Below are 25,438 nucleotides of genomic sequence, written 5' to 3' on the forward strand. Positions count from 1 at the left end.
GCGCCTTATTGCGCCAACGCCAGCGTCAGGACCGCAATTGAGTTCTTCATCGTCGCATCCATGTACTGCACTGGGTTGCCGCGGGTCGACGTCCATGTCGCGCCTGCGGTGGTCACCGCTTGACGACGCACCAGCAGGACGGAGTGCTGGTGCCTCCAGTCGTTGCCATCGGTGCACGCGCCATTGGCGTCCTGAGCGTCCATCCCGCCGACGCACACGGCGCCAACCGCAGACAGTCCCTTCGCCGCCCAATGCATGGAGTACAGGTTGTAGTCGTTATCGTTGAGCAGATATCCGGTGGCGCCGCCCGCCCACTGCCCCAAGCCCCAGGACTGCACATCCTGGCCGCCCGTGCCATACCAGTCGTCGCCGATGTAGTCGAAGACCTGGCGGAACGTGGTGTAGGCCTGTCCGCGGGTGGTGCCAGTGAAGCCGGCATCGTTCGGGATCAATGCGGTGCTGCCTTCCCACAGGGGGTTGTTCCAGCCCATCAGCCCCATCGCCATCAGTGGGCCCGCCGACAACTGGAAGGAATAGCCCGTGAGAGACGGGGTATAGGAAAACCCGCCGCTGCCGTAGGGACGGCCCGCGGCCACTGCCGCGCCCGTATTGTGTATCGTGGCTCGAAGAAACGACCCGACACGGGCCTTCACCATGTTGTTGACATACACGCCGCGGGCGGCCATGGGCGACGTCGCCATGGCGTGCAGTGCGGAATACATCCACTGGGACGTGGATGCGTCGGGGGCGTTCGCGTTCGGGGTGTAGTAAAAACTGCCGGGATGCGATCCGCTGTCGTTCTGGAACCACACCAGGTAGTCCACCGCCTGCTGGGCGATGAATTCGATGGGCTTGAAGCGGACCCGGTTCGTATCCCCTACCTGGGCCACAGTTCCGGCCATGCCGGAGGTGGCGAGTGCCGCGGCCGCGATCCCGGAGACATATGCCTCATTTACGGGGTTGACAGTAAAACTCAAGCCAATGCCGTCGTTGGTGCCGGCAATCGGGGTGGCGAGGTCGTCGGCCTCGTCAGCCGCAGCGACGCCAACGACGCCCATCTGGGAGAGGTTGTAATTGAACAGCCGAACCAAATCCTCGGCATAGGGGTCGCTCGCGTACCGTAGATCGTTTTCGGCGAGCCAGGTGGGCGACGGCGTGGCGTCGGCGTACGTTCCCGGCGGATACGCCGCCATGTGCTTCCGCTTCTGCATCGCCGTCATGGCGATCGCCACGTTCGCCACGGGATAACTCGACCCGATGCTCGCGGTCATCGTCGCGGTACCGTCTCCGGCGCGGTTCGCGACGTCGTTGTGCAGGCGCCACAAGCCATCCTCGATCGCCTTGTCGCTCATCCGCTTCCGCCACTGGCGGCCGAGGCCGTTGGCGGCGTAGTTCTTCGTGAGGTCGATGTTCTCGGCGGGAGCGCTGCGAATCGCGTCGGCCTCGGCCGCGAGGATCGATCCGTAGTGCATGACCGGATACACCGCCTGGTTGTTCGCGGTCTGGGCCACGCCATTGCAGCTGACGACGGTAATGGCCGCGTTGTACGCGACATCCTCGTAGCCAATGGCATATTGATGCGATGCCGACAGGTCATAGCGATTCGTGGTGGTGATGTCTCCCGACGAATTGCCGTCGCCGAAATCCCACGAATAAACAATGTCGCCGGTGCAGTTGCGCGCGATCGCCTTGAAGATCGTCGGCGCACCGTTGTAGGTGGGGTGCGGCAGGTTGCGGTTGGTCGGATCGAACGAGACGGTGATGACCTGATTCGTGTAGGTCGCCAGCGTGCTCGGCACGGTCTGGTCATTCGAGAGTCCCGGTACGACCGCGCACTGGACTTGAATGGGTTCGGTCAGCGAGAACGCCACGGCCGCCTGCCCCGGCGGGCAAGAAAGGCCGGCAAACGGGTTCGGCCCCGCCGCGCCGGTTGCGCCGGCTGCGCCCGCCGCGCCGGCCGGCCCCTGCGCACCTGTCAAACCCATCAGCCCCATTGGACCCATCGGCCCCACCGGACCCGCCGGACCTATCGGACCCATCGGACCTGCCGCGCCCACTGGGCCAGCCGGGCCCGTGGCACCTGCCGGACCCGCAGGGCCCGCGGGACCCGGATCACCTGCCGAACCGGTCAGACCGGTTTGACCCGTCGGGCCCGGTTCACCCGCCGGTCCCATCGCGCCGATCGCCACCGAAAAGGAAAAATTCTGGTGCGGCGCATTGCCGCGCGACACGTGCAGGAGATAGGAACCGGCAGGCAGCGTCGGCAATGACGCCGTAATCTGCGTGCGAGCCGCATTCACCACGCGACTGAGCGGCATCCCGCTCAGGAAGACACTTGGCCTGGCGCCAAAATTGATGCCCGCGATGTAGAGAAACGACGCGTCTGTGGTGACGCTCGTAATGACCAGCGGGTTCTGTTGCGAGGTGTTCTCAGGACCGTCGTCTCGGTCGTCTCTGTCTTGCTTGCCTTGTTGGTCTTGCTGCCTTTGTTGGGCAGCGGTCCCCGAACCCAGAAGGCAGGCCAGAACGGCGATCGAGACGATGCGCTTCATTGATGCCCCCTCGAGAGAAATGCGGTCGTGAACAAAGCAGAAGGGAGAAGCCAACAATACTTTCGCGCCTCCAGCTTGTCAAACCACGACGACCTGCCGGGTGGCACGCGCGGTGGACCGGTTGACGAGATGAATCGTCACGCGATCTGCGTCTTACGATTGTCTACGAGTGGTGACATTCCATCTCCACTCACTTACTAATATCCCCCTCATTCGTGGTCAGTTCTCGGTCTCCTCGACCACTCGCAGTCGGTGGCATTTGCCTTTTCAATTTGGAGGTGCGTGATGATCCGAAAGGCTCCCGCGTCAGCGTTTTGGGCGGTGTGCGCCGCGGCGCTGCTGGCGGCTTCACCTCTCAGCTTGCATGCCCAGTCGTCCACAGGCAGCCTGCGCGGCGTCGTCAAGGATGCCCAGGGCGTGATTCCCGGCGTGACCGTCGCGCTGGTAAACGAATCGACCACCATCTCGCGGGAGACCGTGACCAACGCGTCGGGTGAATACTCGTTCCCGGCCATTGAGCCGTCGACCTACACCGTCAAGGCGGCCGTGACCGGCTTCCGGTCGTTCGAGCGCAAGGGCGTGCGCATTGGCACGCAGCAGAACGTCGGCCTGGAGATCGTGCTGGAAGTGGGCACGCTCGAAGAGACCATCACCGTGACGGCCGACGCCCCGCTGATCGAATCCACCAACGCCTCGGTGGGCGGCGTGATCGACAGCGCGGCGCTCGAGGCGATTCCCAGCTCCGGCCGCAGTGTGTTCCTGATGGCGACGCTGGAGCCCACCGTGCAGGCCAGCGGTAACGCGCATTGGAACCGCATGCAGGACCAGGTGGGCAACTCGGCCGTCTCGATGGGCGGCGGCCCGGTCCGCGCCAACAACTTCCTGGTGGACGGCTTCCCCGTGACCGACCTCCAGAACCGCGCCTCGACCAACCCGTCGATGGAAGCGGTGCAGGAGATGAAGGTCCAGGTCCACACCTACGACGCCGAGATGGGCCGCACCGGCGGCGGCGTGATGAACATGTCCGCGCGCTCGGGCGGCAACGAGTGGCGCGGCTCGGCCTACGGGGTGCTCCGGCCCGAATCGCTGGTGGAGCAGCTGCTCATTCCCAAACTCCAGAAACAGCCGAACGTGCCGGAGTACTGGCGCAACGGCGGCGGCGGCGGCGGCGGCCCGATCATCAAGAACAAGACCTTCTTCTGGGTGGCGGGCGAGAAGTACGTCAACAATCAGCCGCAGCAGAACTCGTTTCTCCTGCCGACAACGGCGGAGCGCAACGGTGACTTCTCCGGCCTGCTGCGCAACGGTCAGCCGGTGACCATCCGTGACCCGCTCACGGGGCAGGCGTTTCCCGGCAACCAGATCCCGGCCAACCGCATCGATCCGGTCGGCGCGAAAATCCTGGGGTACTTTCCCAAGCCCGACTCGGAAGTGGACAACGGCGCGTCGAATTTCAGCATGACCGACCTGTTGCCGAACCAGGCGTACCAGATCACCACCAAGGTGAACCACCAGTTCAACAGCTCGATCGCGTTGAGCGGGTTCGTCCTGCGCCAGGTGACGCACGAGGCCAACTCCAACTACAACCCCGAGAACAAGTTCGTCGGGGGCAGCTACCAGCTCGATCGCGTGATTGGCACGTTCGTGATCAACAACACCTACGTCCTGAACAACTCCACCGTGCTGACGCTACGCGGCGGCTACAACAGCTTCGACGACAACTACAACCTGCCGTTCGAGTTCGACGCCAAGGCGCTGTGGAACAACCCCGCGCTGACCGGCCAGTTCTCCGACACCAACCGCTTCCCGACGACGGCGATCACCGACTACAAGGGCACGGGCTGGACCCAGCGGCAGGCGAACGGCTACTACCAGTACGGCGTCAACGGCACGCTGAGCAAGCTGTCGGGCTCGCACAGTTACAAGTTCGGTGGCGACTACCGCGTGCTCGGCGTCCGCTCGCTCAACTACGGCGCCTCCACGGGCACCTACACCTTCACCGGCACCTACAGCGGCAACGCCGCCGCTGACGTGCTGCTGGGCTATCCGCAGAGCGGCAACGTGCCCCTCAACACGGAGCTCGACGGCTTCGTGAACTACTACGCCGCCTACGCGCAGGACGACTGGCGCATCAACGACAAATTCACGCTGAACTTCGGCATCCGCCTGGAGAGCGAAACGGGCATGCGGGAGAAGAACAACAACATGACGGTGGACTTCGCCAAGACCACGGCGAGCCCGCTCGACTCGCTGGTGAACGTCCTCGATCCGATTACCGGCGCGCGCCGGCAGATCATGGGCGGCCTGGTCTACGCCGGCGAGGGCGGCGCGGCCACCGAGCAGGGCAACCAGCCGGCCGTGAAGATCGCGCCCCGCATCGGCGCGGTCTACAGCTTCAGCCCGAAGACGGTGCTCCGCGCCGGGTGGGGGCTCTACTACTCGCCGTGGAACTATCCGGCGGCCGGCACCAACGGCTGGGGTCAGATCGGCTACTCGGCCACCACCGAGATCATCCAGCCGCAGGGGACCGGCGCGGTGCCGACCATCTCGCTGAGCAACCCGTTCCCGGGCGGGCTCGTGCAACCGAGCGGCAGCAGCCTGGGCTTGCTCACCGGCGCCGGCGGAGAAATCCGCTACATCGATCCCACCAAAGGCGCACCGCGCGTCCAGCAGTACTCGTTCGACCTCCAGCGTGAGATGCCCTGGGGCATCAGCGTTTCGGTGGGCTACGCCGGCCTCACCGGCTCGAACATGAGCTGGGGCGGCTCGAGCAACGCCACCATCAACATCAACCAGCTCGATCCGAAGTACCAGACCTCCGGCATCAACACGCTGCAGCAGGTGCCCAACCCGTTCTTCGGGGTGGCCGCGGCCGGCCAGTTCTCGCGGCAGTCCACGATCCAGCGGGGGCAGCTCCTGCGTCCGTACCCGCAGTTCGGCGACGTCCTGATGATGCAGTCGACCGGAGCGCACTCGCAGTACCACGCCGGCATCTTCCAGATCCGCAAGCGCAGCACCGGCATCTGGGGCGGCAACTTCAGCTACACCTACAGCCGGCTGAAAGACAACCAGTTCGGGGAGGGCAACTACTACACGAGCGCGCCCGGCCTGCAGAACAACTACACCGTGGTGCCCGACTCGCCGTACTACAACCCGGACCAGGAGTACGGCCTGAGCCTTCTCGATTCTCCGCACAAGATCGTCGTCGCGCCGACGCTGAACCTGCCCTTTGGCGAAGGCCAGAAGTACCTGGCCGACAGCCGCGTCGCCGACATATTTCTTGGCGGATGGTCGATTACGCCGGTGATCACCTTCTCGAGCGGATTCCCGATGGGCGTCAGCCAGAACCAGACTTCGACGGGGTTCCTGCTTGGTAACAACCTGCGGCCGAACCTCGTGCCCGGACAAGACTTCCTCGTCCCCGGCGACATCACCGACCGCATCACTGCCAGCCCCACTGACAACCTGTACTTGAACGGGAGGGCTTTCGTCGCCGTGGCGGCCAACCAGTTCGGCAACGCGCCGCGCACGCTGCCGGGCGTCTACTCGCCCTGGCGGAACAACGTGGACCTGTCGGTGAGCAAGAACATCAAGACCGGCGGCCGCACCTCGCTATCGGCGCGCATCGAGGTCCTGAACATGCTGAACCTCGTGCAGTGGGCCGCGCCGGCCAGCTCGGCGTTCGGTAACGCCTCGTTCGGCCAGATCAGGAATCAGGCGAACAACATGCGGATGGTGCAGTTCACGTTCCGGCTTCAGTTCTGAGGGGCCACGGGTGCGGTTATGAAGGGCGAGGGCTTCGGCCCTCGCCACCGAGATCGATCGCTGAGGATTTGCCCATGCGCCTCGCCCACGCTGCGCTTCTGCTGCTGCTCGCCGTAAGCTGCGCGCGCAGCAAGCCCGAGACGACGGTGCCTGAACCCCAGGTCGCCGCGCCACGTCCCCGGACGCCGCCGCCGGCTCCCACGCCAGCGGAGCCGGCGGCACCACGGCCCGCGCCCCCCAAGGCCCCTGCGCCTGCACCGCGCGCGGGCACTCCGGCGCCACCGGCCGCGCCAAAGGCAGGCCCGCCCGTCGCTAAGGCTCCCGCCCCGGCGCCATCGCTGGACCTGAACGCACTGACAGAGCGGCTCAAGGAGACCAAGGCCATTGGCTTCTTCACCAAGATCACGCTCAAGAACCAGGTCGACGATCTGCTGGACCAGTTCCGCGCGTACCACCAGGGCAAGGCGAAGGTCACCATGACCGATCTCCGTCGGTCCTACGAGCTGATGATGATGAAGGTGCTCTCGCTACTGCAGGACGAAGACCAGGCGCTGTCGTCGGCCATCGTGTCCTCGCGCGAGGCGATCTGGGGCCTGCTCGCGGATCCGAAGAAGTTCGCGGCCCTCCAGGGTTGAACGCGGGAGAGAAACTATGAATGCACCCACCGTGGCTCTCGTCCAATCGCTGGTCGTCGTGGCGTGGCTCGCCGTGCCGCCCCAGGCCCAGGACGACGAGGCGCTCAAGAAGGACCTGACGGCGGTCATTGCGCTCCACGGATTGCCGTGTGGCCAGGTCGTCGCCGTAAAGGTACTGGCCGACAGCGACTACGCTGCGTCGTGCAAGGACGGGAACAAGTATCGGGTCTACCTGAATGCCGAGGGGCGGGTGGTGGTCGAAAAGCAGAAGTAACGCTCCTGGCGTGACTCCCGCGAAGCGCCCGATGGCGGCGTACTTGGCCTCCCTCCCCCATCACGGAAGGATCAATTCGGGCGAACTGGTGACGCTAAAGAGGAAGCCTTGCAGTTGCTGATACTGCTCCGTCCCGGCCGGACGCGACGGAGCCGCAAGGAAGGCCTTGAGTGCCTCGCGGCCTGGACGGACTCCCTTCGCTGATCTCCTGACCATTGGTTTGTTAGAAGCGGAGGAACCGGTTGACCTTCACGATCAAGGCCTGGTTCAGCAGGCCGGGCGCGCCCAGCCGCGCATCGCTGTCTCGTTCCTGGTTGAACACCACGAAGAGCTCACTGCCAGGACGGTATTCCCAGCGCAGACGGACGTTCGCGCTGACCGCATGCGTGCTCGAGTTGTACTGCACGAGCGCGCTCGCAAAGAGCAGCGGCGTCGCGGTATAGGTGACGCGCGACCCCGCCAGCCGGTTCACAAACGCACCGGCCGGCAGGTCGAGCCAGTTCACCGAGATATTCGGCTCGATCGAGAGCTGCGACGTGACATTGATCCGCGACCGATTGAAGGTGACCGCCGTGCGGTTGCCGCCATAGAACGAGCCCTTCTCGACGAGCACGTTGCCGCTCAGGCGCCGCTGCTGCCCCATGTTGTAGCCGACGCGGGCCGTCGTGAACCGGTAGCCGCCAATCGGCACGCGTGCGCCCGGCACCAGCGTGAACGCGCGGGTGATGAGCTCGTAGTCGTCGTTCAGGCCCACGCTCAGCCGGTCGCTGTTCTGAAACTCGACCGCGACTTCGCCGTCGGCAATGCGCGTGCTGAGCCGGCCGGCGCTGTCCTCGAGGTAGGTGAACTGCGCGATGTTCGAGACCTTGCGGACGCGCCTGCTCCTCCTCGGGCGAGGGCTGAAGCGCAGTTGCGCGTAGTTCTTGCGGATGTCGGCCCGCCGCAGGAAGCCGACTTCGGGATTGAAGTCCCGATCGATCGACAGGCGTTCCAGCTGAACACCGTAGCGATCGCCGCCGTACTCCATCTGCGCGCGATAGCTCATGTCGGCGGAGGTGACGCGGTCGGACACGCTCTTGGCGACGTAGGTGGCAAACGTGAGGTTGTTGAAAAAGGCAAACGTGCCATCCACGCCGTAGACCTGGTTCGACCCAGGTAGCGTCTGCGCCTTCGACCGCGCCGTGGCCAGCACGCCGATACTGCTCCGGCGCAGGATGTCTCGCTTCACCCGGACGACCGAGAAATTCGTGGCGGCCGCGTTTGCCGCGGCATCTGCTCTGGTCTGCATGTTGACCATGCCAATCGAGTAGCGGCCGACGCGCCCGGTCAGGCGTCCGCCGCCCAGGATCGGCACCTCGCGGCTGCCCGACAGGCCCAGCCGGCGACTGTAGAACAGCAACGGCAGGTCGGAGGTGTTGGCGGCGGCGCCCCCGGAGAAGCTGTTGTTGCCGAAGGTAAACAGACCCTGATTTTCGAGGAAGAAGTCGCGCTTCTCAGGAAAGAACAGGCTGAAGCGTGTGAGGTTCACTTGCTGCTCGTCGCCTTCCACCTGCGCGAAGTCGGTGTTGTAGGTGAGATCCAGGGTGAGGTTCTTCGTGATGCCGTACTTCGCGTCAACGCCGAGGTCGCCGCTGACGTCGTTCGTGCGCTTCGGCGTCGACGTGTTATCCGACGTGAGATCGGCAATGGCGTATGGCTTCACTTCGAAGGTGCCAGTGACCTTCGGCGCTTCGAGCCCAACCAGACTCGCGTACAGCGATGCCGAGAAGTCGGCGCGGCCCAGCCCAAGCGACGGCGGCAGCTTGGTCAGGTAGGCAATCTCGTTCTTGGCCTTGACCGAGCGGCGGGCTTGGAACCCCCAATCCTGCACGTTGCCGGGTCCGTAGCGAATCGACTTGAATGGCACGGCGGCCTCGATGGTCCAACCACCCTCGAAGGTGCCCGCTTTGAGGCTCCACACCGGGTTCCAGTCTGGGTTGAACTGGCGCTCGTTCACGCTCTGCAGTTCCGTCCGTCCCCCCAGTGGATTGGCCTCGAACAAGATGGCGTTGCGGCGATCCCGGAATGTGTCGAAGGCAAACTCGACCGAGTCGCCCTGGCGGATGTTGTTGCTGTCGCGCCGCATCTCGTTGGCGATGCGGCGGCCAGGCTCGCTTTCCCACGCTCTGAAGGCGACATACACGTTGTCGTCGTCGTAGAAGACCCAGACCTCGGTCTTCTCACTGGCGGGCTGACCCGCGTCCGGCTCCATCTGAATGAAGCCGGACGCGGGTTGCACGCGGCTGTAGGCCGCCTCGTCGAGCCGCCCGTCGATGCGCATGGGCGTCGTGACACGCACCGCGCGCACGGTGGCGCGCCCCTGGTCATCGCGCGCGATCGTCTCTGGCAGCGTGGGAGGAGGCGGACCCGGCGCGGCTTGAGCCGGGCGGGCCGGCGCCGGTTGGGCGGAGACCCGGCCGGCGCCAAGGCTCGCGAGTCCGGCCGCGACCAAGACGAGGATCGGGCTCACGCGCATTGGTGCGGCATCACTCAAGGGCTCCTAGCCGATCGTGCGCAACTTCGTCGTGGCGTTGGTGAGGGCCGACAGCGTGTCGTCGCCCAGCAGGGCGCGCAGCCGCTCCTGTGCGCGGCGCCACCCGGCGCGCGCGGCGTCGAGCTGCTCACGACCCTCCGGCGACGTCTGATAGATGCGCTGTCGCCGGTCGGTTCCCGCCCGCCGCGCGACCCAGCCGCGCCGCTCCAGCACGGCCATCACCCGGGTCATCGTAGTGCTGTCCATCCCGAAGCCCTTCGCCAACTGCCCGTGCGTGGCGTCGCCGAGCCGGTTGAGCGCGCTCAGCACGCCAAACTGCGTCACTTCGAGCCCCGAGTCGCGGAGCTCAGCGTCGTAGAAGCGCGTCACCTGTCGCGACAGCCGCCGGATGTTGGCGCAGGCGCAGGGCAGGGCGAACAGGTCGCCGGCCGCCGGAAGCGCTGTCGACGCGCGACGAGGAGATGGGGGCTTTCGAGGGCGTGACATTGGTAGATAGATGCGCATACATGTATCAGACGGCACGCCGCGCGTCAAAGTATTTTCACGCGGAATGTCGAGTGATGGCGGAGGCTTGAGGGATTCGCACTGTGGGCGGCGCGAAGCGCCGGCCATTGAGCCCGAGGCGCACCCGAGCCGCCATCGAACGAGACGCCAGATTGAGTGAGATGGCGGAGAGGGTGGGATTCGGACCTTCCTCAACACCACAAACGCTAAAACATTCGGAAATACGCCTCAATAGAAACAACAGAATCCTCGAAATTCGTCGTTACTGGAATAAAACTGGAATACAGCCCCTTCGCTTTGCTAGGCTAAATCCAATATATGCCTGCTGGAAGTTTAGCTCTATTTCGCTGGCATGCTCGCACATGCCCACACCGTTCCAAGGGGCGGCGGTGGACCAGATGTAATTGTGCCGTCTGGGCTCAGGGGTCCCTGGGTGGCGAGTGGATCAAGCGATCCCTGAACACTCGCGATTGGAGCGTGGCCGCCGCAACGATTCACGAATGGGAGGCGGCGAAAGAGATCGGCGGCAGGAGGCAAGAAGTCCCGACGATCAAACAGGCGCTTCAGAAATATTTTGACGACGTCGAGGCCCGCCACCTCGCACCCTCGACCGTCCGAAAGCGCCGCGAGCTGCTCGAAGGAAAGCTGCTTCCTTATTGCGAAACGAAAGGTTTCAGCCGGCTCAAAGACCTAAACGTGGATGCGCTTCGCAGTTTTCGCAAGACCTGGAAGTTCTCCGCGATTTCGGCGGTCAAGAGGCTCGAATACTTGCGCGGGTTCATGCGGTTCTGCGAAGAGTCGGAGTGGATCGAACGGAATCCTGCGAGGGCGATTAAGCCCCCAAAGGTCACCCAATCGCCGACGCTGCCGTTCGAAGAACAGGACGTCAAGCGGGCACTTGAAGCGGCCGACAAGTTGGCGGAATGGGGCTCGTTCGGACCTAAGGTAAAGGCGATGGTGCTCCTCCTGCGTTATTCAGGCTTGCGACTCCAGGATGCTGCTTGTCTTGAGCGCAGTCGGTTGACTGGTGACAAGCTATTTCTCTACACGCAGAAGACAGGCACTCCCGTCTACTGTCCGCTTCCACCAGAAGTGACAAAGGCTCTCGGAGCGTTAGTCAACGAGAGAGCAGAGTATTTTTTCTGGGATGGCAAGAGCGAGCGCGAGACAACGGTAAAGAGCTGGAACCGGGTGTTTCAGAAGCTGTTCTCAACCACCGATCCGCCAGTCGTCGGTGGTCATGCTCATCGGTTCCGAGACACGTTCGCAATTTCGCTGCTCCTGAAAGGCGTCGAGTTATCTCACGTGTCAATCCTGCTCGGGCATAGCTCCGTGAAGGTGACCGAGCGCCACTACTCACCTTGGGTAAGAGCGAGGCAGGAACAACTCGAGGCTGACGTCCGACTGACTTGGGAGCCGACACCGTCACTCCGTCATCGAAAGAAAGCCACCGGTACTCCGAGTGTGAAACAGGGACGCGCCAAGCCAGCCTCTCGAACACAATCGATTCATTGACCCAAGGAGCACGAGTAGTCTCGACCTGAGCGTTCTGTAGTCGCCCGATACAGAAGTGCTTGTAACCCCGCACTATTCAGCAACAGCCCCGTAATGCAGCCTCGGTTAGTTTTTTGTCAAAGTCCATAGCACCGATTGAGCGATACAGATCTAGCGCTTCCTTCAGAAGCCGTCGGCCGTCGACAGTTCGTTCCTGGTCGCATGCGAACTTGCCGAGCCGCCTGAGAACGTAAGCCTTCTGCGACCAGAGCTCATACTTATCCATCAATGCAAACGCACGCTCCCTTGACTCAGCCGCATTTGGATCGTTCATGATCGCCTCGACGATACAGATATTGCCGAGCGTCTTTGCTTCACCCAGCACATCACCAACATTGCACTTCGCTGCTAGCGATTTCCTATAGAAATCTAGAGCAATTTCGTAGTTCCTCAACGTCTCATGCGTCAAGCCCAAGTTGTTGAGAGCTCGTCCTCGAACCAACTTCAGACCTTCGCGACGCCGAGCGTCCACCTTACGCAAATCAACACTCTCGCATGCATCAACCGCTCGCTGAAGAAGCGGTAGCGCCCGTCGTGGTTCGGGTCGCTCCTTTTCAGTCAAGAACACGCCGAAATTGTTGTAGGCGCCCGCGATCTCATATGGGTCGTTCAGCCGGTTGTTGATGCGAATTGCCTGGCGGACGAGTCTTTCCGCCTTAGCGAATTGCCCCATGATCTTTAGTGCGTCGGCCATCTGAATACGAAACCATCCCGCCAACTCAGTTCCGCGAGCGATTTCCAAAGCTCGCTTGGAAATCGAGTAGGCTCCTCGAAAGTCATCCAGCTCGAACATAAGCTCGCTGATGCATGCATAACGGTCGACCAGTCTGGTGCCTTGCGCCCATTCAGCAATGATGCGCTGCCGCGTCTCTACGTTTTGTCGATTCACGGAGATGCTCAACGTCGACGCCGGCGATACAGTCAGGAGTGAGCAAAGGTCGCCGTTGGCGACTTGAACTGGATGGCGGTCTGCGTAACGCGGCACATTTGTCCAAGCCCAGTCGTTCGAGTCGCGTGTTAGCCACAGGATTCGCTTGAGTCCACTTGAGGTCACTGCTCGTCGGACCTCCTCGTCGTTGCCAGAGTAACCAAGGACACACAATGTCCGGCCCGCCAGCCGTCTCTTGAAGTCGGCTTCAACCTTATGGGGTAACCCCAGCCGAACTTGATGAATCCTGGCGACCAGGCTCGCTGGTCTCGATACAGCTCCATGCAGGTGTTCGACACGTTTGCGGGGCGCACCGGCAGCCTCAAACAACATGTCAAAATTTGTCGTGTAGAGGACACTTCCGGCCCGCGCGAAGCCGGCTAGAGCTTTGTGGACGTCATTGGGCACGCCACAATTGAAGATGTTAAAAAACGGCCGGATTGACCCCTGCGCTAAGGATGCATGAAACCGTTGAAACACGATTTCCGGCGTGATCGTAGCGTAACGAGGATTCCGCCTTGCTCTATTCAGTGCTCGTCTCAGGTCGCGCGTAGTGCACAACGCCTCGACCGCTAGATCCTTAAGCGCGAAACCCGAGGGAAATGCCGAAGGCGGAATCATCGAAATACCGGCCCCAGCGAGAAAGATGACTTTGCCGCCTGCGATATCAGAGCGCATTGATTGCGCGAAGGTTGAGAGGCTTACTCTGCTGATTGCCACGCGTCATTAGCCTATTTGTCCTTAGAATCGTTTGCACGTTGGAAAATAGACTGACAGAGGCCGCGACATATCCAGAGAGCGGCAGCTCACCGTGACAGGCCCGTGCAAATCCCGGCTAACTGGCGAGGTCTGAATGGCCTCATGTGCCCTTGGTTGCCGGTCACGTGGAGTCGGAATCGCCGCATGGTGAAACTCGCCGTATTGTCAGCCCAACGGGCGTGGGCCGGTCTACGGGTGCCTAGGGTTGACGTGTTCGCCCGCGGTCACAGCAACCGCTAGCCGGTTCTCCCTGGGCGGAATCGGACAAGAGTAAGCCGGATTGTAGTAGCAGCTGGGGTTATACGCTTTATTGAAGTCCAAATCGTAGAGATCAGTCACGGTGCGCCTGACATCTAACATTCGACCTGCCGGGTAGGTCTCGGTGCCGTTCGTAAGGTCGCCGAAAGGGACGAACAGGTCCTGCTCGGAGGCACCAACTTCTACGAATGCATTCAGTTCAAGCGCCCGCCCATTTAGTCGAAACCGGAGTGTGCCGACGCGCCGAACTTTTCTCACCGCGCCGTCCGAGTAAACCATCGATTGCGGAAGGGCGCCGCTGAAAGGAGTCATCGCTGCCGGGATATCGCACCGTTCGTCTACCGCGTAGTATTTAAGTGGTAACAGGGTGGGCTTGAGGGCTTCCGGAATAGGCTCTGACGCATCGCGAAGCGCGGCGTCCTTGGCGGCGCGTTCAGAGTGGATAATATTGACGTAGCCTCCGGCCGACGTGGGCTCCGAAGAACACCCGAGTGCCACGACAGCAATCGTAAAACCCAGGGTTCGCCTGATGGCTGATCGCCTCGCACACCTCATTCGAGCCCTTCTTTCCGAAGCATCGCTTCGCGCGAAAACGCGATCTCACAACTGATTGGCACTACCCATATACCTGAAGTCGACATCATCAGCCAAGGGCTCTTGAACAGACGGCCGGGTGCTCCCCTTGACTTCCCTAGACGCATGATAGGAGAATCGCCCAACTTGTTGACCGAAGGATTCATGGATGAGTGCAAAACGATCGGGCGGTGAGCTGGTGCAAGGCACTCTGGACTTACTGATTCTCAAGGCTCTGTCACAGGAACCGATGCACGGTTGGGGCATTGCCCGGTCAATCGAACTCCAATCACGATCCGTGCTCCGGATCGAAGAAGGTTCGCTCTACCCGGCCCTCCGGCGACTGGAGCGCGACGGATTCGTTACCGGCAAGTGGGCGATCTCCGATAACAATCGCCGCGCCAGGTATTACGCGCTGACCGCACGCGGTCGTCGTCGACTCCAAAGTGAACAAGAGCGCTGGTGCGCCGTCGTTCGAGCGATGTCCCTCGTGCTGGAGTCTTGATATGGCGTGGTTCGGCCGCAAGCGACGGGACGATCCAAACGATGACATTGCTGAAGAGATCGGCTATCACTACAGTCGAATTCAGGCCGAACTGGAGAAGGACGGGACTGACGCAGACGAAGCCCGAGCAGCTGCACGCGACCGGTTTGGCGACCCCTCACTTATTCGCGCTCAGACCGTTGACGCCGTGTTGGCATCACCTGTGGACGGACTGGCGCGAGACGTGCGATACGCGTGGCGCAGCATTTGGCGAGATCGGCTGACGTCCGTCGCAGTGACACTGTGCCTCGGCTTGGGAATCGGCGTCGTCGTGACGGTATTTGCCCTCGTCGATGCGGTGATGCTCCACGACGTCACCGCTCGGCAACCCGAACGCCTTGTCCGATTCTCGTCGGTGTCCTACCCGATCTGGCGTGAAGTGCGCGACAGCGGAATCTTCGATGAGGTCGCGGCGGGTGGGCAATGTGCCAGCCCGGTGCGCTGGCGGCAGGGCGATCAGCTGCGACCAATCGTCGCGAACTGCTTGTCGGCCAATTTCTGGGACGCGATTGGCGGAACCGCGGCGTTCGGCCGCTTGTGGACAGGGAATGAAACCCGCCTCGAATCGAATCCCCGGGTTATCGTTCTCGGACACCGATTCTCTAGAAGAATTGGCACCGATCGAGAGGTTCTGGGGCAAACGCTGGTGCTCAACGATGTGCCGTACACGGTCATCGGGGTCATGTCGCCTACCTACAGGGCGATTCAGGGATACGGCGTCACACCCGACGTGTTCATCCCATTTAACCTCGACTTGCATCCTCAAGCTTTGGATCGCAGCGCTCCGGCGAGAGATCGGTTCTGGCCAGTAGCGCGCCTTCGACCGGGAGCAACAATCGAAAGTACTCGCCAGCAGCTTGTGCCCATGCTGGATGAAGCTCAGGCAAGCCGGCTACGCTTGACCCCGGCCAGTGGATTAGCGAAGTACGCGTCGGAGGGATTCGATCGAGCCGTCGTGATCGTCGCCAGCGTCATTGGCAGCATTGCGATCCTCTTTATGGCCATCGCATGCAGCAATGCCGCAGGGATGCTTCTGGCCAGATCGACGAAGCGCATTCCACAGCACCAGGTCTGCCGGGCTCTAGGTGCGACCTCGGCTCACTTGGTGCGGCAGCAAGTGCTTGAGTCATCGATGCTCGGGTTGCTCGGCGCGGGTACAGGTGTCCTCGTTTGTGCCGCCTCGGCTCGGCTAGCCTCGGCTGTCGAGATTCCAGTGCAGGACGTCATGCTGTCGATGGCTTTCTCACCGAACCTCGGCACGATCGCGATATGCGCCGCATTAGGGGCAGGCAGTACAGCCGTGACTGGATTCTGGCCAATCCTTCAGATTCGCCGCGCCGGCCTTGCAGGGATGAGCGTGCGCGCGATCAACGGAGAGCCGAAGGCCCGTCGATGGCTCCTGGCGATTCAGGTGTGTCTCTCAACCGTCCTGCTCTTCGTGACTCAATTGGCGTGGCAGAACACACGAGTCATCGGCGCGCAAAGTCCAGGATTTGAAGTCGAACGTGCCGCCTGGGTCGATGTCGTCTTTGATCGGCGCCTTCCACCCGCAGAGCGAACTGCCACAAGAGGCCGGATACGCCAGGCGCTTGAACAGCACCCTGACGTGGAGAGCGTGTCTTGGGCTTGGTACCTGCCATTTCAGGCCGCATACGGTGAACCAATCCTCCGCTCACAGTCCGGGGAGAGCGCGATTGAGGTGAAGGCGATCGAGCAGGGTGTGGGGCCTGGCTATTTTCACACTTTGGGTATTGGCGTCCTTGATGGACGCGAATTTGTCGACCGCGACATCCTCCAGCCTTCTGAGTCCTCAATCGCGGTGATCAATTCGACGCTGGCCCGGCGTGTGTTCGGCAGCCAGTCGGCTGTTGGTTTGACCCTCTGGCGCCATGTTGATGGTCGTCCACCCGTGCCTATCCATGTCGTCGGTGTTTCCGCTGATACTCCATTCCGAGTCCCTGGAGAAACGCCGCCGCCCTTGATTCATACGCTCGCCTCGACCAGTTCAAGCTTTGTCGTGAGAACGCGACACAATGCGTCAACAGCGATCACGGAACTGTCTCGCTCGATCGACGCGGCAGCCCCGGGGGCCGCCGGTGGCGGGTACGCATTCTCGGATCGCGTGGCTAAAGCATCTTTTCCCGCGCGTGCCTTGGCCGTCCTGTTCACCTTTTTCGGAGTCGGTGGCGTGCTACTTACGACGACCGCTCTCCTTGGTCTGGTCAGCTACAACGTGGCGCGGCGGCGGCGCGAGATCGCACTGCGGCTCGCCTTGGGATCAACGCCGAAACAAATTGTCACCTTGCTGGTCGGCAGTCACTTGTGGCCCGTTGCCGCCGGGAGCATGGCGGGGTCGGTGTTCGCCATCGGCTTGGCGTGGCGCTACGCCGACTTAGTCGCGAACTCACTTTCGCCCTTTGACCTAGTGGGCGCCGTTGGGGTCATCGCCACGATGCTGACACTGTCGATAATTGTGGTTGTTGCGTGTGTGCGTCGACCGTCGTTAACATCCCCAAGCGATATCCTGACCGCCGAATAAGTCTGCGAGGATTCATGGCTAACGCGCTACGGCTATGGATTAGATACCGCTGGCAGCTCAACGGTAGTCGTGCCATATTCCTGCAGACGCGGACGGATAGCAGCGACCGCTGGGGTATCAATGTTCTCAAAGGGATCAGAGTGGCGGCGGTGGGACCTCCATGTCCACACCCCTGCAACAAACATGAACAACCAGTTCGGTGACTGGGAGGAGTACCTCAAGGCAATCGAAGCGCATACCGATGTTCGTGTAATCGGCGTGACCGACTACCTCACCTTAGAAGGCTATTCACGGCTGAAATCTGAGAAGGCGTCAGGGCGCATTCCGAGCGTCGAGCTGCTGATTCCAAACATCGAATTCCGCTTCGCTCCGCCAACCGACAAGGCCACGCCGGTCAATATCCACCTCCTCGTTTGCCCGGACAATGCTGATCACGAAAAACTGATCAATGAAGCATTGACACGCCTCTCGTGGACATACAACCGGCGTCCCTACTCGTGTACGCGCGCTCAGTTGATTGACTTGGGAAAGGCATTTGACCCATCGATCAGCGACGAGGTCAAAGCCCTCACCAAGGGCGTCGAGCAATTCAAGATCGATTTCACGGCCTTTCGAAGTTGGTACGAGGATGAGCATTGGCTAAAGACGAACAGCCTCGTCGTAGTTTCCGCTGGCGACGACGGCCTTTCAGGTTTTCTTAAACAGGGCGGTTGGGCCGCCCATCGGGAGGAAATTACACGATTTAGTCACATGCTGTTCTCAGGACGTCCAGGCGAGCGTGAGTTTTGGCTTGCACAGGGGGCCGGCGAAGACGCGGACACGGTTAAGAAGCTCGGAGGCCCGAAACCATGCATCCACGGCTCGGACGCCCATTCGATTGAAAAGCTCTTCAAGCCGGATCAAGATCGACAATGCTGGGTCAAAGCAAACCCGACGTTTGAGGGCTTGCGCCAGCTGCTCTATGAGCCGGCTGATCGAATTCACATCGGCCCGACGCCGCCCATCTACCACGACGAAGCCCGCATTATTAAGTCGATCGGTCTCAGTAAAGCCAACGGCTGGTTCGAGGAGCGCGAGATTGCTCTCAACTCTGGCCTTGTGTCAATCATCGGCCAGAAGGGCTCGGGCAAGTCTGCGCTCGCCGAAATGTCGGCCTACACGGCTGGCAGTTGGGACACCGACGAACCTACGAGCTTCCTGAACAGAGCGGGCGCCAACCTGAACGACCTAACCGTCAGCCTGAATTGGCTGGATGGGAGAACCACCAAGGCAAGACTTGGCGATGCCCAGCCTGCTAATCGGGAAGTTCGCTATCTATCTCAGAAGTTTGTCGAAAGGCTCTGCTCGGATGACCACATCGGAGGCGAGCTGGTTCGAGAAATTGAGGATGTTGTATTTACTCATATTGACCCAACCGAGACCCTGAACGCTTCAAACTTCCAGGAACTCAGGTCAGAGCGGACTCATGCAATCAGGACAGAAGCGCAGCGGCTCGCCTCTGAGGTGCGCGATCTGATTCGAGAGGAGTGTCGTCTTCGCGATAGTCAGAGCCGGCTGCCCGAGAAGCGCAAGCGCGTCACGACCCTGACGGAAGAAAAGGTCGGCCTGTTGAAACAGATGCCGAAGCCCGCGACTGAGGAGGAAGCGAAGCTACAGGTAGAGTTGCAGGGCAAGCGAGCAGCCCTTGTAGCAATACAACAGAAGATTGCCAGCGAAAAGCAACGCCTGCAGAAGGTAGCCGATATTAGAGCCCGAGTGCAGCAGTTCACGGTGACCGCCGGTCGGTTTAGTGCCGATCTGGCTGCGCTCCTGAGCGAAGCGGGTATTCCTGCCGAAGAGCATGCCGCCTTCAAAGCAACCTTCTCCGGCGATACGGACAGCCCACTCTTGAAGCGGACCACAGAATTGAAAGCATCCGTAGCGGCCCTGGAGGGAGGGAACGACAATCCGGCTGAGCACACCATGCGATGGCTTGAGGCGCAGATCAAAGCCCTTGTGGCCAAGGAGTCTGTAGACAAGGCCCGTCAGTCCCGCATTCAATCGATCCAGATGCGCATCGCATTGATTGAGGCTGAGCTCATGCGCTTGGACGCCGAGATTAAGCAGATAGAAGGACCGGAGAAGCTACGGATTGCAGCTGCATATGAGGAGCGAAGTGCGGCCTATGTCGGCTATTTTGCAAACCTAACGGCTGAGCACAAGACATTGCAAGAACTCTACGGTCCGGTGAAGAAACATTTGGGATCGGAATCGGCATCTGCCACAGAAAAGGAGCTTGAGTTCGCTATTCAGTGGGAGGCGGATCTGGAACAGTGGCTCGCACGTGGTGTCGCTCTGTTTGATCAGCGCCGAACCCTGCCCTATGGCACGTTCGCTGAGCTCGGTAAGGCGGCAAAGAACATTCTCGTTCCTGCTTGGACTTCAGGTGACCCGGCCACAATCAAGCCGGCCGTAGAGATGTTTGTCGCGGAATTCAAGAAACAGTCCCATCGAGACTATCTCAGGGGCGACACGACGGTGGAGCAGTTTCTTACATGGCTCTATGACGTCGCTCACATCTCGTTGCGCTATGGGTTGAAGTACAACGGCGTGGACCTCGAAAAACTGTCGCCCGGCACCAAGGGGATCGTCTTGCTGATCTTGTATTTGGGCATGGACACTAGAGATTCACGGCCCTTGATTGTCGACCAGCCGGATGAAAACCTCGACAACGAGTCGATCTTTCAGCTCTTGACGGCTTATTTCAGGGCGGCCAAGACGCGACGGCAGATCATTCTGATCACTCACAACCCCAATCTCGTTGTGAACGCTGATTCCGAACAGGTCGTCGTAGCGCACTGTTCCCGACAGCCGAACGGCCTGCCGCACATCACCTACGTGAGTGGGGCGCTAGAGGACGATCGGCCACCCCAGGCCGGCATAAAGCAACAGGTCTGCCGGATCCTCGAAGGAGGCACGGACGCCTTTCGTCGAAGAGAACGGCGCTACGACTTGCTGCACTGAGACCCTCAAGAGCCTAATGTCTCGGGATCATGAGCATACGGAGAACACCTCGTAAGCCCTTCCTGCACACTCCCGCAGCGCATGTGACCCCTGTTGCTCGGCTTGCCTGCCGCGCTGCTGCTGACGCAAGCATTGGGCGCATATCTGTTCGAGATCCAACCGCACGACCCGTCTGTGTACCTAGTGGTCATTGGGTGCCTTCTTGCTGACGGCCTTGACGGCAGCCTACGTCCCCGCCAGACGCGCGATGCAGATCGACCCGGTAACGGCGCTACGCGCTGAATGACGTAGCGGTTGATCTCCCGACGCTTGGGCCTTGCTCCCAGGGGCTTCGCTTGCGATCGGCATCGCTGCTAACGCTTCCAGCCGTTGAGGCTAGCCCCACAGCGAGCTTGTGGACCATCGAGAGCATGCCGAATAGAATTGCCGCCATCCATGTCTCTGACGGACCGTCTTGGCCAGTTGTTCGATGTCTTCTCGAACCGCCAGAAGGCTCACGGCCCCGGCTACAAGCCACCGACCATTTCGCGCGAGTTGCACGGGCGAATCCTACTGCTTTACGACGAGGTCATCTCTGGACGCCTGAATACGCGCGGATGGGGCTACGCCGAAGACCACGGCGCCGCGTTCTTCGCTCAGATTCACCAGGCCCTGCGACTGCTTTACGGACGGGCGAATCTCGCCGAACAGCGGCAGCGCAGCGAAGCCGAAGACGTCATGGCCTTCACGAATCAGTGCACGGCGGAGCATCTCTTTGATTTCATCGAGGCGAGCTTCAAGCTGGACGTGTCGTCACGCATGCTCGGCGAGGAGAATCAATTCGTCGCTGCACTTAACGACATCTTCCGACGAGACGGCGCACCGTTCCAGCTTCTTCCAGGCATCACGCGGGAAGAGCCGGGCCCGCGCTACGTCAGCATCATCCGCGTGGCGTTCCCGCGCGTGGTGCGCGTGGATGAGGAGGCCGCGCACACTGAAGCCGTGCTCCCGGCGCTCTCGGTGCTCGCCGACCCCGTCTATGCGGGCGCGGACGACGAGTTCCGCCGAGCGTTGCAGGACTACCGGGCCGCGGACTATGCCGACTGCCTCGGGAAGTGCGGCAGCGCCTTCGAGAGCGTGCTGAAGGTCCTCTGCAAGAGGAATGGCATCACGGTTCAACCGGGCAAAGACACCTCCGGGCATCTCATTCCGGCCGTTCTGGCGAAGTCGACGCTCGACGCCGGCACGTTTCAGGAACCACTCACACTCGTCGCCCGAATGCGCAATCGCTTGAGCAGCTCGCATGGCGGCGGGTCCACCGTGCGCAACGTAGACCGTCACGTCGCGCAATATGCCGTGACCGCGACGGCAGCTGCCATCGTCCTTCTGGTGCAGGACATGGGCAAGTAAACCTCGCGATGCCTGACTTGTGTGTGCTGGCGCAAAAGCGCCCTAAGCGGGAAACGCGGGGTTCCAGATATTGATGATGAATCTGTCGCTCTGGGCGACGCAGACGCCGCCGCGCTCCGCGAAGCACTGGATCCAGTGGCTTTCGCTGTATTCCGTCTGCTCCCAGTTATCGTGATTCCCGGTCTCGATGCCATCGAGGTTCTTTCCCCTTGAGGAAGTTACCCCGCAGGGCATGCTCCCCGGCCGCGTGACGTCTGAGGCCGTTGGCACATGGGTAGGCGGCGCAGGGTATTGTCAGCAGCGACCAGATTTACGGTATGTGTTGAGTTACGTCGTCGGGTAAGAGTAGGCGGCGCGTGCCAGCACTGGCCGTAGGCCGACCGATCCGTGCGCAATTCTGGAGCGAACTGCGGCCGGAGCAGGTCCATCTTTGGGGCTCATGCATCTAGGGCCGGCCCGCAAGGTTATTTCCATACGAATCATGACGTCATGAAATACCGCTTGCCGCCAAGTAGCTAGTTGGGTGAGACTCCTATCGAATCTCGATAGGAGCCCCGATGAACGATACTCGAGCAACCGTTCTGCAAGGCACGCTGGATCTTCTGATTCTCAAGGCGCTCAGCCCCGGCGAGTTGCATGGCTTGGGCGTCTCTCGGCGCATCGAGCAGATCACCCGGGGCACCTTCTCTGTCCAGCCCGGTTCGCTCTTTCCCGCTTTGCACCGTCTCGAGGAGGCCGGGGCTCTATCGTCGGACTGGCAACCGTCAGAGAACAACCGGCGCGCCAAGTTCTACGCGCTCACCAAGTCGGGGCGACGGCGTCTCGGGGATGAAACCGCCCAGTGGAATCGTGTAGCGATGGCGATTGGCCACGCGCTTGAGACGTAACCGTGCTGGTCTCACGCCTGCGTAGCCTCTGGCGCAATCTCCGCCACCGCGATCGAGTCGAACGCGACCTGGATGACGAGATGAACTCGACACTCGATCTCTTGATTGACGAGAAGATTGCAGCCGGCCTCGCGCCAATTGAAGCGCGTCGCCGGGCGATGATCGAACTCAATCGGATCGAGCCGATCAAGGAACAGGTGCGGGACATCAGGATGGGGATGCTGATAGAAACAGCTTTTCAGGATCTGAAGTGCGCGTTCCGTCAGATGCGCCGCTCGCCCGGATTCGCGGCGTCGGCGGTGCTCACGCTCGCCATCGGCATCGGCGCCAATGCCACCATGGTGAGCGTTCTCAATGCCCTGGTATACAAACGGCTGCCGGTTCCCAATCCCGACGGCCTCGTCAGTCTGACAACCGTTGACGAACGCGGGCGTGAACGCTATTTGCCCTATGCTGCCGTTCACGCATTCCTCGCGACTGGGCCCTTCTCCACATTGTGCGGCTACAACGGCGGTGGCGTCTCGACCGTGGAGGCGAACGGCATTCCCGCCATGGCTCTGTATGCGTTTATCTCCGGCGGCTGCTTCGAGATCTTTGGTGTCGCGCCATTCATGGGCCGGCCGATTGTTGCCGACGATGCCCCATGGTCGGCGCCGGGCAACAAAGTCGCGGTCATCAGTCACCGCTTCTGGACTCGGATGTTCAGCCGCGATCCCGCAGTAATCGGCAGGACCTTTCGCGTTGAAACCATCGAGCTGACCGTCATCGGCGTGACACCGGAAGGATTCGGCGGTTTGCACGTGGATACGGCGGTCGACTTCTTTGTGCCTCCCGACACGATCTTTCCCGCGCCAAAGGAACGGCGGCCCGTCGCGACCCAACTCGTCGGCCGGCTGCGGGATGGCGTTTCGTTCGAACAGGCTTCCGCGCGGGTCGCCGCGATGTGGCCGGAAATAAGGTCCGCCACCACCGGCGACGTCACCAAGGCCTCCGAAGGGGCGAATCTTTACGGAAACACCACGAACCTTGCGCAGATCGGGACAGGCATTTCCTCAACATTGCGCCGCCGGTACGGCACGGCTTTTCGCATCGTGGCCGCATTGACGACGCTGCTGCTGGTGCTGATGTGCGTGAACGTCGGCGGCCTGCTGTTGACGCGGCTCAGCGCACGCAGCAACGAACTGGCGGTGAGGCTCGCGCTCGGTGGTAGTCGTTACCGTATCGCGCAGCAGATGCTGGTCGAGGGACTGGTCCTCTCTATTTTGGGCACCGCGTTGGCAATTCCGCTGTCGTACGCGCTCGTCGCACAGATCGATTCGTTCATGCCGCAAAGCCGCATCCACCGGACAATCGACCTGACACCGGATGCGTCGATTCTTGCGCTGATGGCGGTAATTGGGGTGCTGGCCGGTGTGCTGATTACAGCACTGCCAGTATGGCTTGCTGTCCGCCGGCAGGTTTCCGCTCCGTTTACCTGGGACCGGACGGTCGCCCCGTCGACGAATAGGTGGGTGCGTGGCCTGCTGATCGTGCAGGTCGCAGTAGCGGTGGTGATTGTGATCGGCGCCGGCTTGCTCGTGAAGTCCCTGTACTTGCTTCAGCGCGTGGACATCGGAGTCAGGACTGCGAATGTCATCGACGTCGACCTGTTTCCACTGCCTCGTGGCCGCTCGGCGACGCCGGCGTCCGCGACGGGCACCATCTCCGACTCCCATTACCCGGCAATGCTCGAGCGGATCGCAGCGTTGCCCGGCGTGCAATCCGTCGGGATGTCGCAGGCATTTCCGCGACAGACTTTCGCCCCTGCGACCCCGGTCTCGTTCGTCGGCGAGCCCGAGTCGGACATCCTATCGCTAGCCGACACCGCGTCGCCGGGGTTCTTCGAGACTGTCGGCACACCACTGATCGCCGGACGATTTTTTACGTGGTCGGACAGCGCGGCCGCGGCCCGGGTTTGCATCGTTACGGAAAGCCTCGCACGACAGTTACGGCCGGATGGCGATGTACTGCAGCGCCGTATTCGGTTCGGCACGCTGCGGGACCGCCAGGACATGACCATCGTTGGCGTGGTCGGCAACCTCAATCTCGGCAACCTCCGTGTTGAACAGCCGCCGATTGCGTTCGTGCCACCGGCGCTATCAGGCGCGAACTTCAGCGCGCCGAACATCCTGATCGCAACGACCAACAGCCTGGAATCGACTGCACCCGCCGTTCGCGCAATCTTGGCGGAAACCGGAAGGGAGTATGCCCGGGAGATCGTGACCCTCGAAGAATTGTTCGCGCGCGCTCCCTCGAGTGAGCGTATGACCGCGACACTGGCCGGCGTGATGGGCGGGCTGGCGGTTTTGCTCGCCGTAATCGGCATTCATGGCGTCCTGTCCTACTCCGTGACCCGCCGCACGCGCGAGATTGGCGTGCGCGTCGCGGTTGGCGCGGACCCGGGGATGGTGGCACGGTCGGTAATCAGGGACGCCAGCGTCCTCACTATGATCGGATTGGCCGTCGGCGTTCCAGCGGCTTTCCTAGCCGCCCGATTGTTGAGGGCGATGCTGTTCGGAATTTCCGAAACCGACACGCTCACCTTCATTGCTTCCGGAGCGATCTTCCTGGTGATTGGCCTGCTGGCCGGGATTCTTCCTGCGCGCAAGGCTGCGAACGTCGACCCTGTTATCGCGCTACGCTCGGAGTAGTTTTCCTTCAGCTCTCACTGAATCTCTTGCCAGAGGACATCATGCCCAAGG

The 25,438-nt window shown here is 61.6% G+C and carries 15 protein-coding genes; 10 read left to right on the top strand and 5 right to left on the bottom strand.

The features are described 5' to 3' along the window. Positions 1–5 precede the first annotated feature (5 nt). Positions 6–2,552 (bottom strand): hypothetical protein, encoded by a 2,547-nt coding sequence (locus WC815_17270; protein MFA5910534.1) that lies wholly within the window; start codon positions 2,550–2,552, stop codon positions 6–8. A 285-nt stretch (positions 2,553–2,837) separates the two neighbouring features. On the opposite strand from WC815_17270, the gene WC815_17275 reads away from it, so the two are divergent. The 3 genes from WC815_17275 (at position 2,838) to WC815_17285 (ending at position 7,226) form a co-directional block, all read left to right on the top strand. Next, entirely contained in the window at positions 2,838–6,317 is a 3,480-nt protein-coding gene (locus WC815_17275) for a TonB-dependent receptor (protein ID MFA5910535.1), read from the top strand. Between the two features lie 74 nt (positions 6,318–6,391). Then, positions 6,392–6,952 (top strand): hypothetical protein, encoded by a 561-nt coding sequence (locus tag WC815_17280; protein MFA5910536.1) that lies wholly within the window; start codon positions 6,392–6,394, stop codon positions 6,950–6,952. Between the two features lie 31 nt (positions 6,953–6,983). Continuing rightward, a complete protein-coding gene (locus WC815_17285) occupies positions 6,984–7,226 on the top strand; it encodes a hypothetical protein (protein MFA5910537.1) in 243 nt (80 codons plus the stop codon). A gap of 223 nt (positions 7,227–7,449) precedes the next feature. On the opposite strand, the gene WC815_17290 is transcribed toward WC815_17285, so the two are convergent. Beyond that, positions 7,450–9,741 (bottom strand): DUF5916 domain-containing protein, encoded by a 2,292-nt coding sequence (locus WC815_17290; protein MFA5910538.1) that lies wholly within the window; start codon positions 9,739–9,741, stop codon positions 7,450–7,452. Positions 9,742–9,765: 24 nt separating this feature from the next. Then, positions 9,766–10,245 carry a MarR family winged helix-turn-helix transcriptional regulator gene (locus WC815_17295; protein MFA5910539.1) on the bottom strand — a complete coding sequence of 160 codons (480 nt, stop codon included), beginning with the start codon at positions 10,243–10,245 and terminating at the stop codon, positions 9,766–9,768. 495 nt (positions 10,246–10,740) lie between these two features. Between WC815_17295 and WC815_17300 the strand changes: the two genes are divergently transcribed. Continuing rightward, positions 10,741–11,778: a site-specific integrase gene (locus WC815_17300; GenBank protein MFA5910540.1), complete on the top strand. Its 1,038-nt coding sequence runs from the start codon at positions 10,741–10,743 to the stop codon at positions 11,776–11,778. A gap of 76 nt (positions 11,779–11,854) precedes the next feature. Here the strand turns inward: WC815_17300 and WC815_17305 are convergent, their stop codons facing one another. Both WC815_17305 and WC815_17310 read right to left on the bottom strand, forming a co-directional pair. Next, on the bottom strand, positions 11,855–13,465 hold the full coding sequence (locus WC815_17305; GenBank protein MFA5910541.1) for a tetratricopeptide repeat protein: 1,611 nt from the start codon (positions 13,463–13,465) through the stop codon (positions 11,855–11,857). Positions 13,466–13,693: 228 nt separating this feature from the next. Next, positions 13,694–14,260, bottom strand: coding sequence for a DUF1684 domain-containing protein (locus WC815_17310; protein MFA5910542.1), 567 nt, complete (start codon positions 14,258–14,260; stop codon positions 13,694–13,696). A 244-nt stretch (positions 14,261–14,504) separates the two neighbouring features. On the opposite strand from WC815_17310, the gene WC815_17315 reads away from it, so the two are divergent. From WC815_17315 to WC815_17340, 6 genes are all read left to right on the top strand, one after another. Continuing rightward, positions 14,505–14,840: a PadR family transcriptional regulator gene (locus tag WC815_17315; protein MFA5910543.1), complete on the top strand. Its 336-nt coding sequence runs from the start codon at positions 14,505–14,507 to the stop codon at positions 14,838–14,840. 1 nt (position 14,841) lies between these two features. Further along, on the top strand, positions 14,842–17,418 hold the full coding sequence (locus WC815_17320; protein ID MFA5910544.1) for an ABC transporter permease: 2,577 nt from the start codon (positions 14,842–14,844) through the stop codon (positions 17,416–17,418). A gap of 183 nt (positions 17,419–17,601) precedes the next feature. Continuing rightward, entirely contained in the window at positions 17,602–20,421 is a 2,820-nt protein-coding gene (locus WC815_17325) for a hypothetical protein (protein ID MFA5910545.1), read from the top strand. A gap of 435 nt (positions 20,422–20,856) precedes the next feature. Continuing rightward, positions 20,857–21,810, top strand: a complete 954-nt coding sequence (locus WC815_17330; protein ID MFA5910546.1) for a hypothetical protein — start codon at positions 20,857–20,859, stop codon at positions 21,808–21,810. A gap of 557 nt (positions 21,811–22,367) precedes the next feature. Continuing rightward, the gene (locus WC815_17335; protein ID MFA5910547.1) at positions 22,368–22,697 is read left to right on the top strand and encodes a PadR family transcriptional regulator; all 330 of its coding nucleotides are present in this window, start codon (positions 22,368–22,370) and stop codon (positions 22,695–22,697) included. 2 nt (positions 22,698–22,699) lie between these two features. Then, complete coding sequence (locus tag WC815_17340; protein ID MFA5910548.1) at positions 22,700–25,387, top strand: ADOP family duplicated permease; 2,688 nt, start codon at positions 22,700–22,702, stop codon at positions 25,385–25,387. Positions 25,388–25,438 lie beyond the last annotated feature (51 nt).

The sequence above is a fragment of the Vicinamibacterales bacterium genome (genome assembly GCA_041659285.1).
Classification (GTDB): Bacteria; Acidobacteriota; Vicinamibacteria; order Vicinamibacterales; family UBA2999; genus 12-FULL-67-14b.

What these genes read in the sequence shown, in the direction of transcription:
- WC815_17275 (MFA5910535.1), top strand. Translation starts at nt 2,838, where the DNA reads ATGATCCGAAAGGCTCCCGCGTCAGCGTTTTGGGCGGTGTGCGCCGCG.
- WC815_17335 (MFA5910547.1), top strand. Translation starts at nt 22,368, where the DNA reads ATGAACGATACTCGAGCAACCGTTCTGCAAGGCACGCTGGATCTTCTG.
- WC815_17315 (MFA5910543.1), top strand. Translation starts at nt 14,505, where the DNA reads ATGAGTGCAAAACGATCGGGCGGTGAGCTGGTGCAAGGCACTCTGGAC.
- WC815_17290 (MFA5910538.1), bottom strand. Translation starts at nt 9,741, where the DNA reads ATGCGCGTGAGCCCGATCCTCGTCTTGGTCGCGGCCGGACTCGCGAGC.
- WC815_17270 (MFA5910534.1), bottom strand. Translation starts at nt 2,552, where the DNA reads ATGAAGCGCATCGTCTCGATCGCCGTTCTGGCCTGCCTTCTGGGTTCG.
- WC815_17325 (MFA5910545.1), top strand. Translation starts at nt 17,602, where the DNA reads ATGAACAACCAGTTCGGTGACTGGGAGGAGTACCTCAAGGCAATCGAA.
- WC815_17280 (MFA5910536.1), top strand. Translation starts at nt 6,392, where the DNA reads ATGCGCCTCGCCCACGCTGCGCTTCTGCTGCTGCTCGCCGTAAGCTGC.
- WC815_17320 (MFA5910544.1), top strand. Translation starts at nt 14,842, where the DNA reads ATGGCGTGGTTCGGCCGCAAGCGACGGGACGATCCAAACGATGACATT.
- WC815_17295 (MFA5910539.1), bottom strand. Translation starts at nt 10,245, where the DNA reads ATGTCACGCCCTCGAAAGCCCCCATCTCCTCGTCGCGCGTCGACAGCG.
- WC815_17330 (MFA5910546.1), top strand. Translation starts at nt 20,857, where the DNA reads ATGTCTCTGACGGACCGTCTTGGCCAGTTGTTCGATGTCTTCTCGAAC.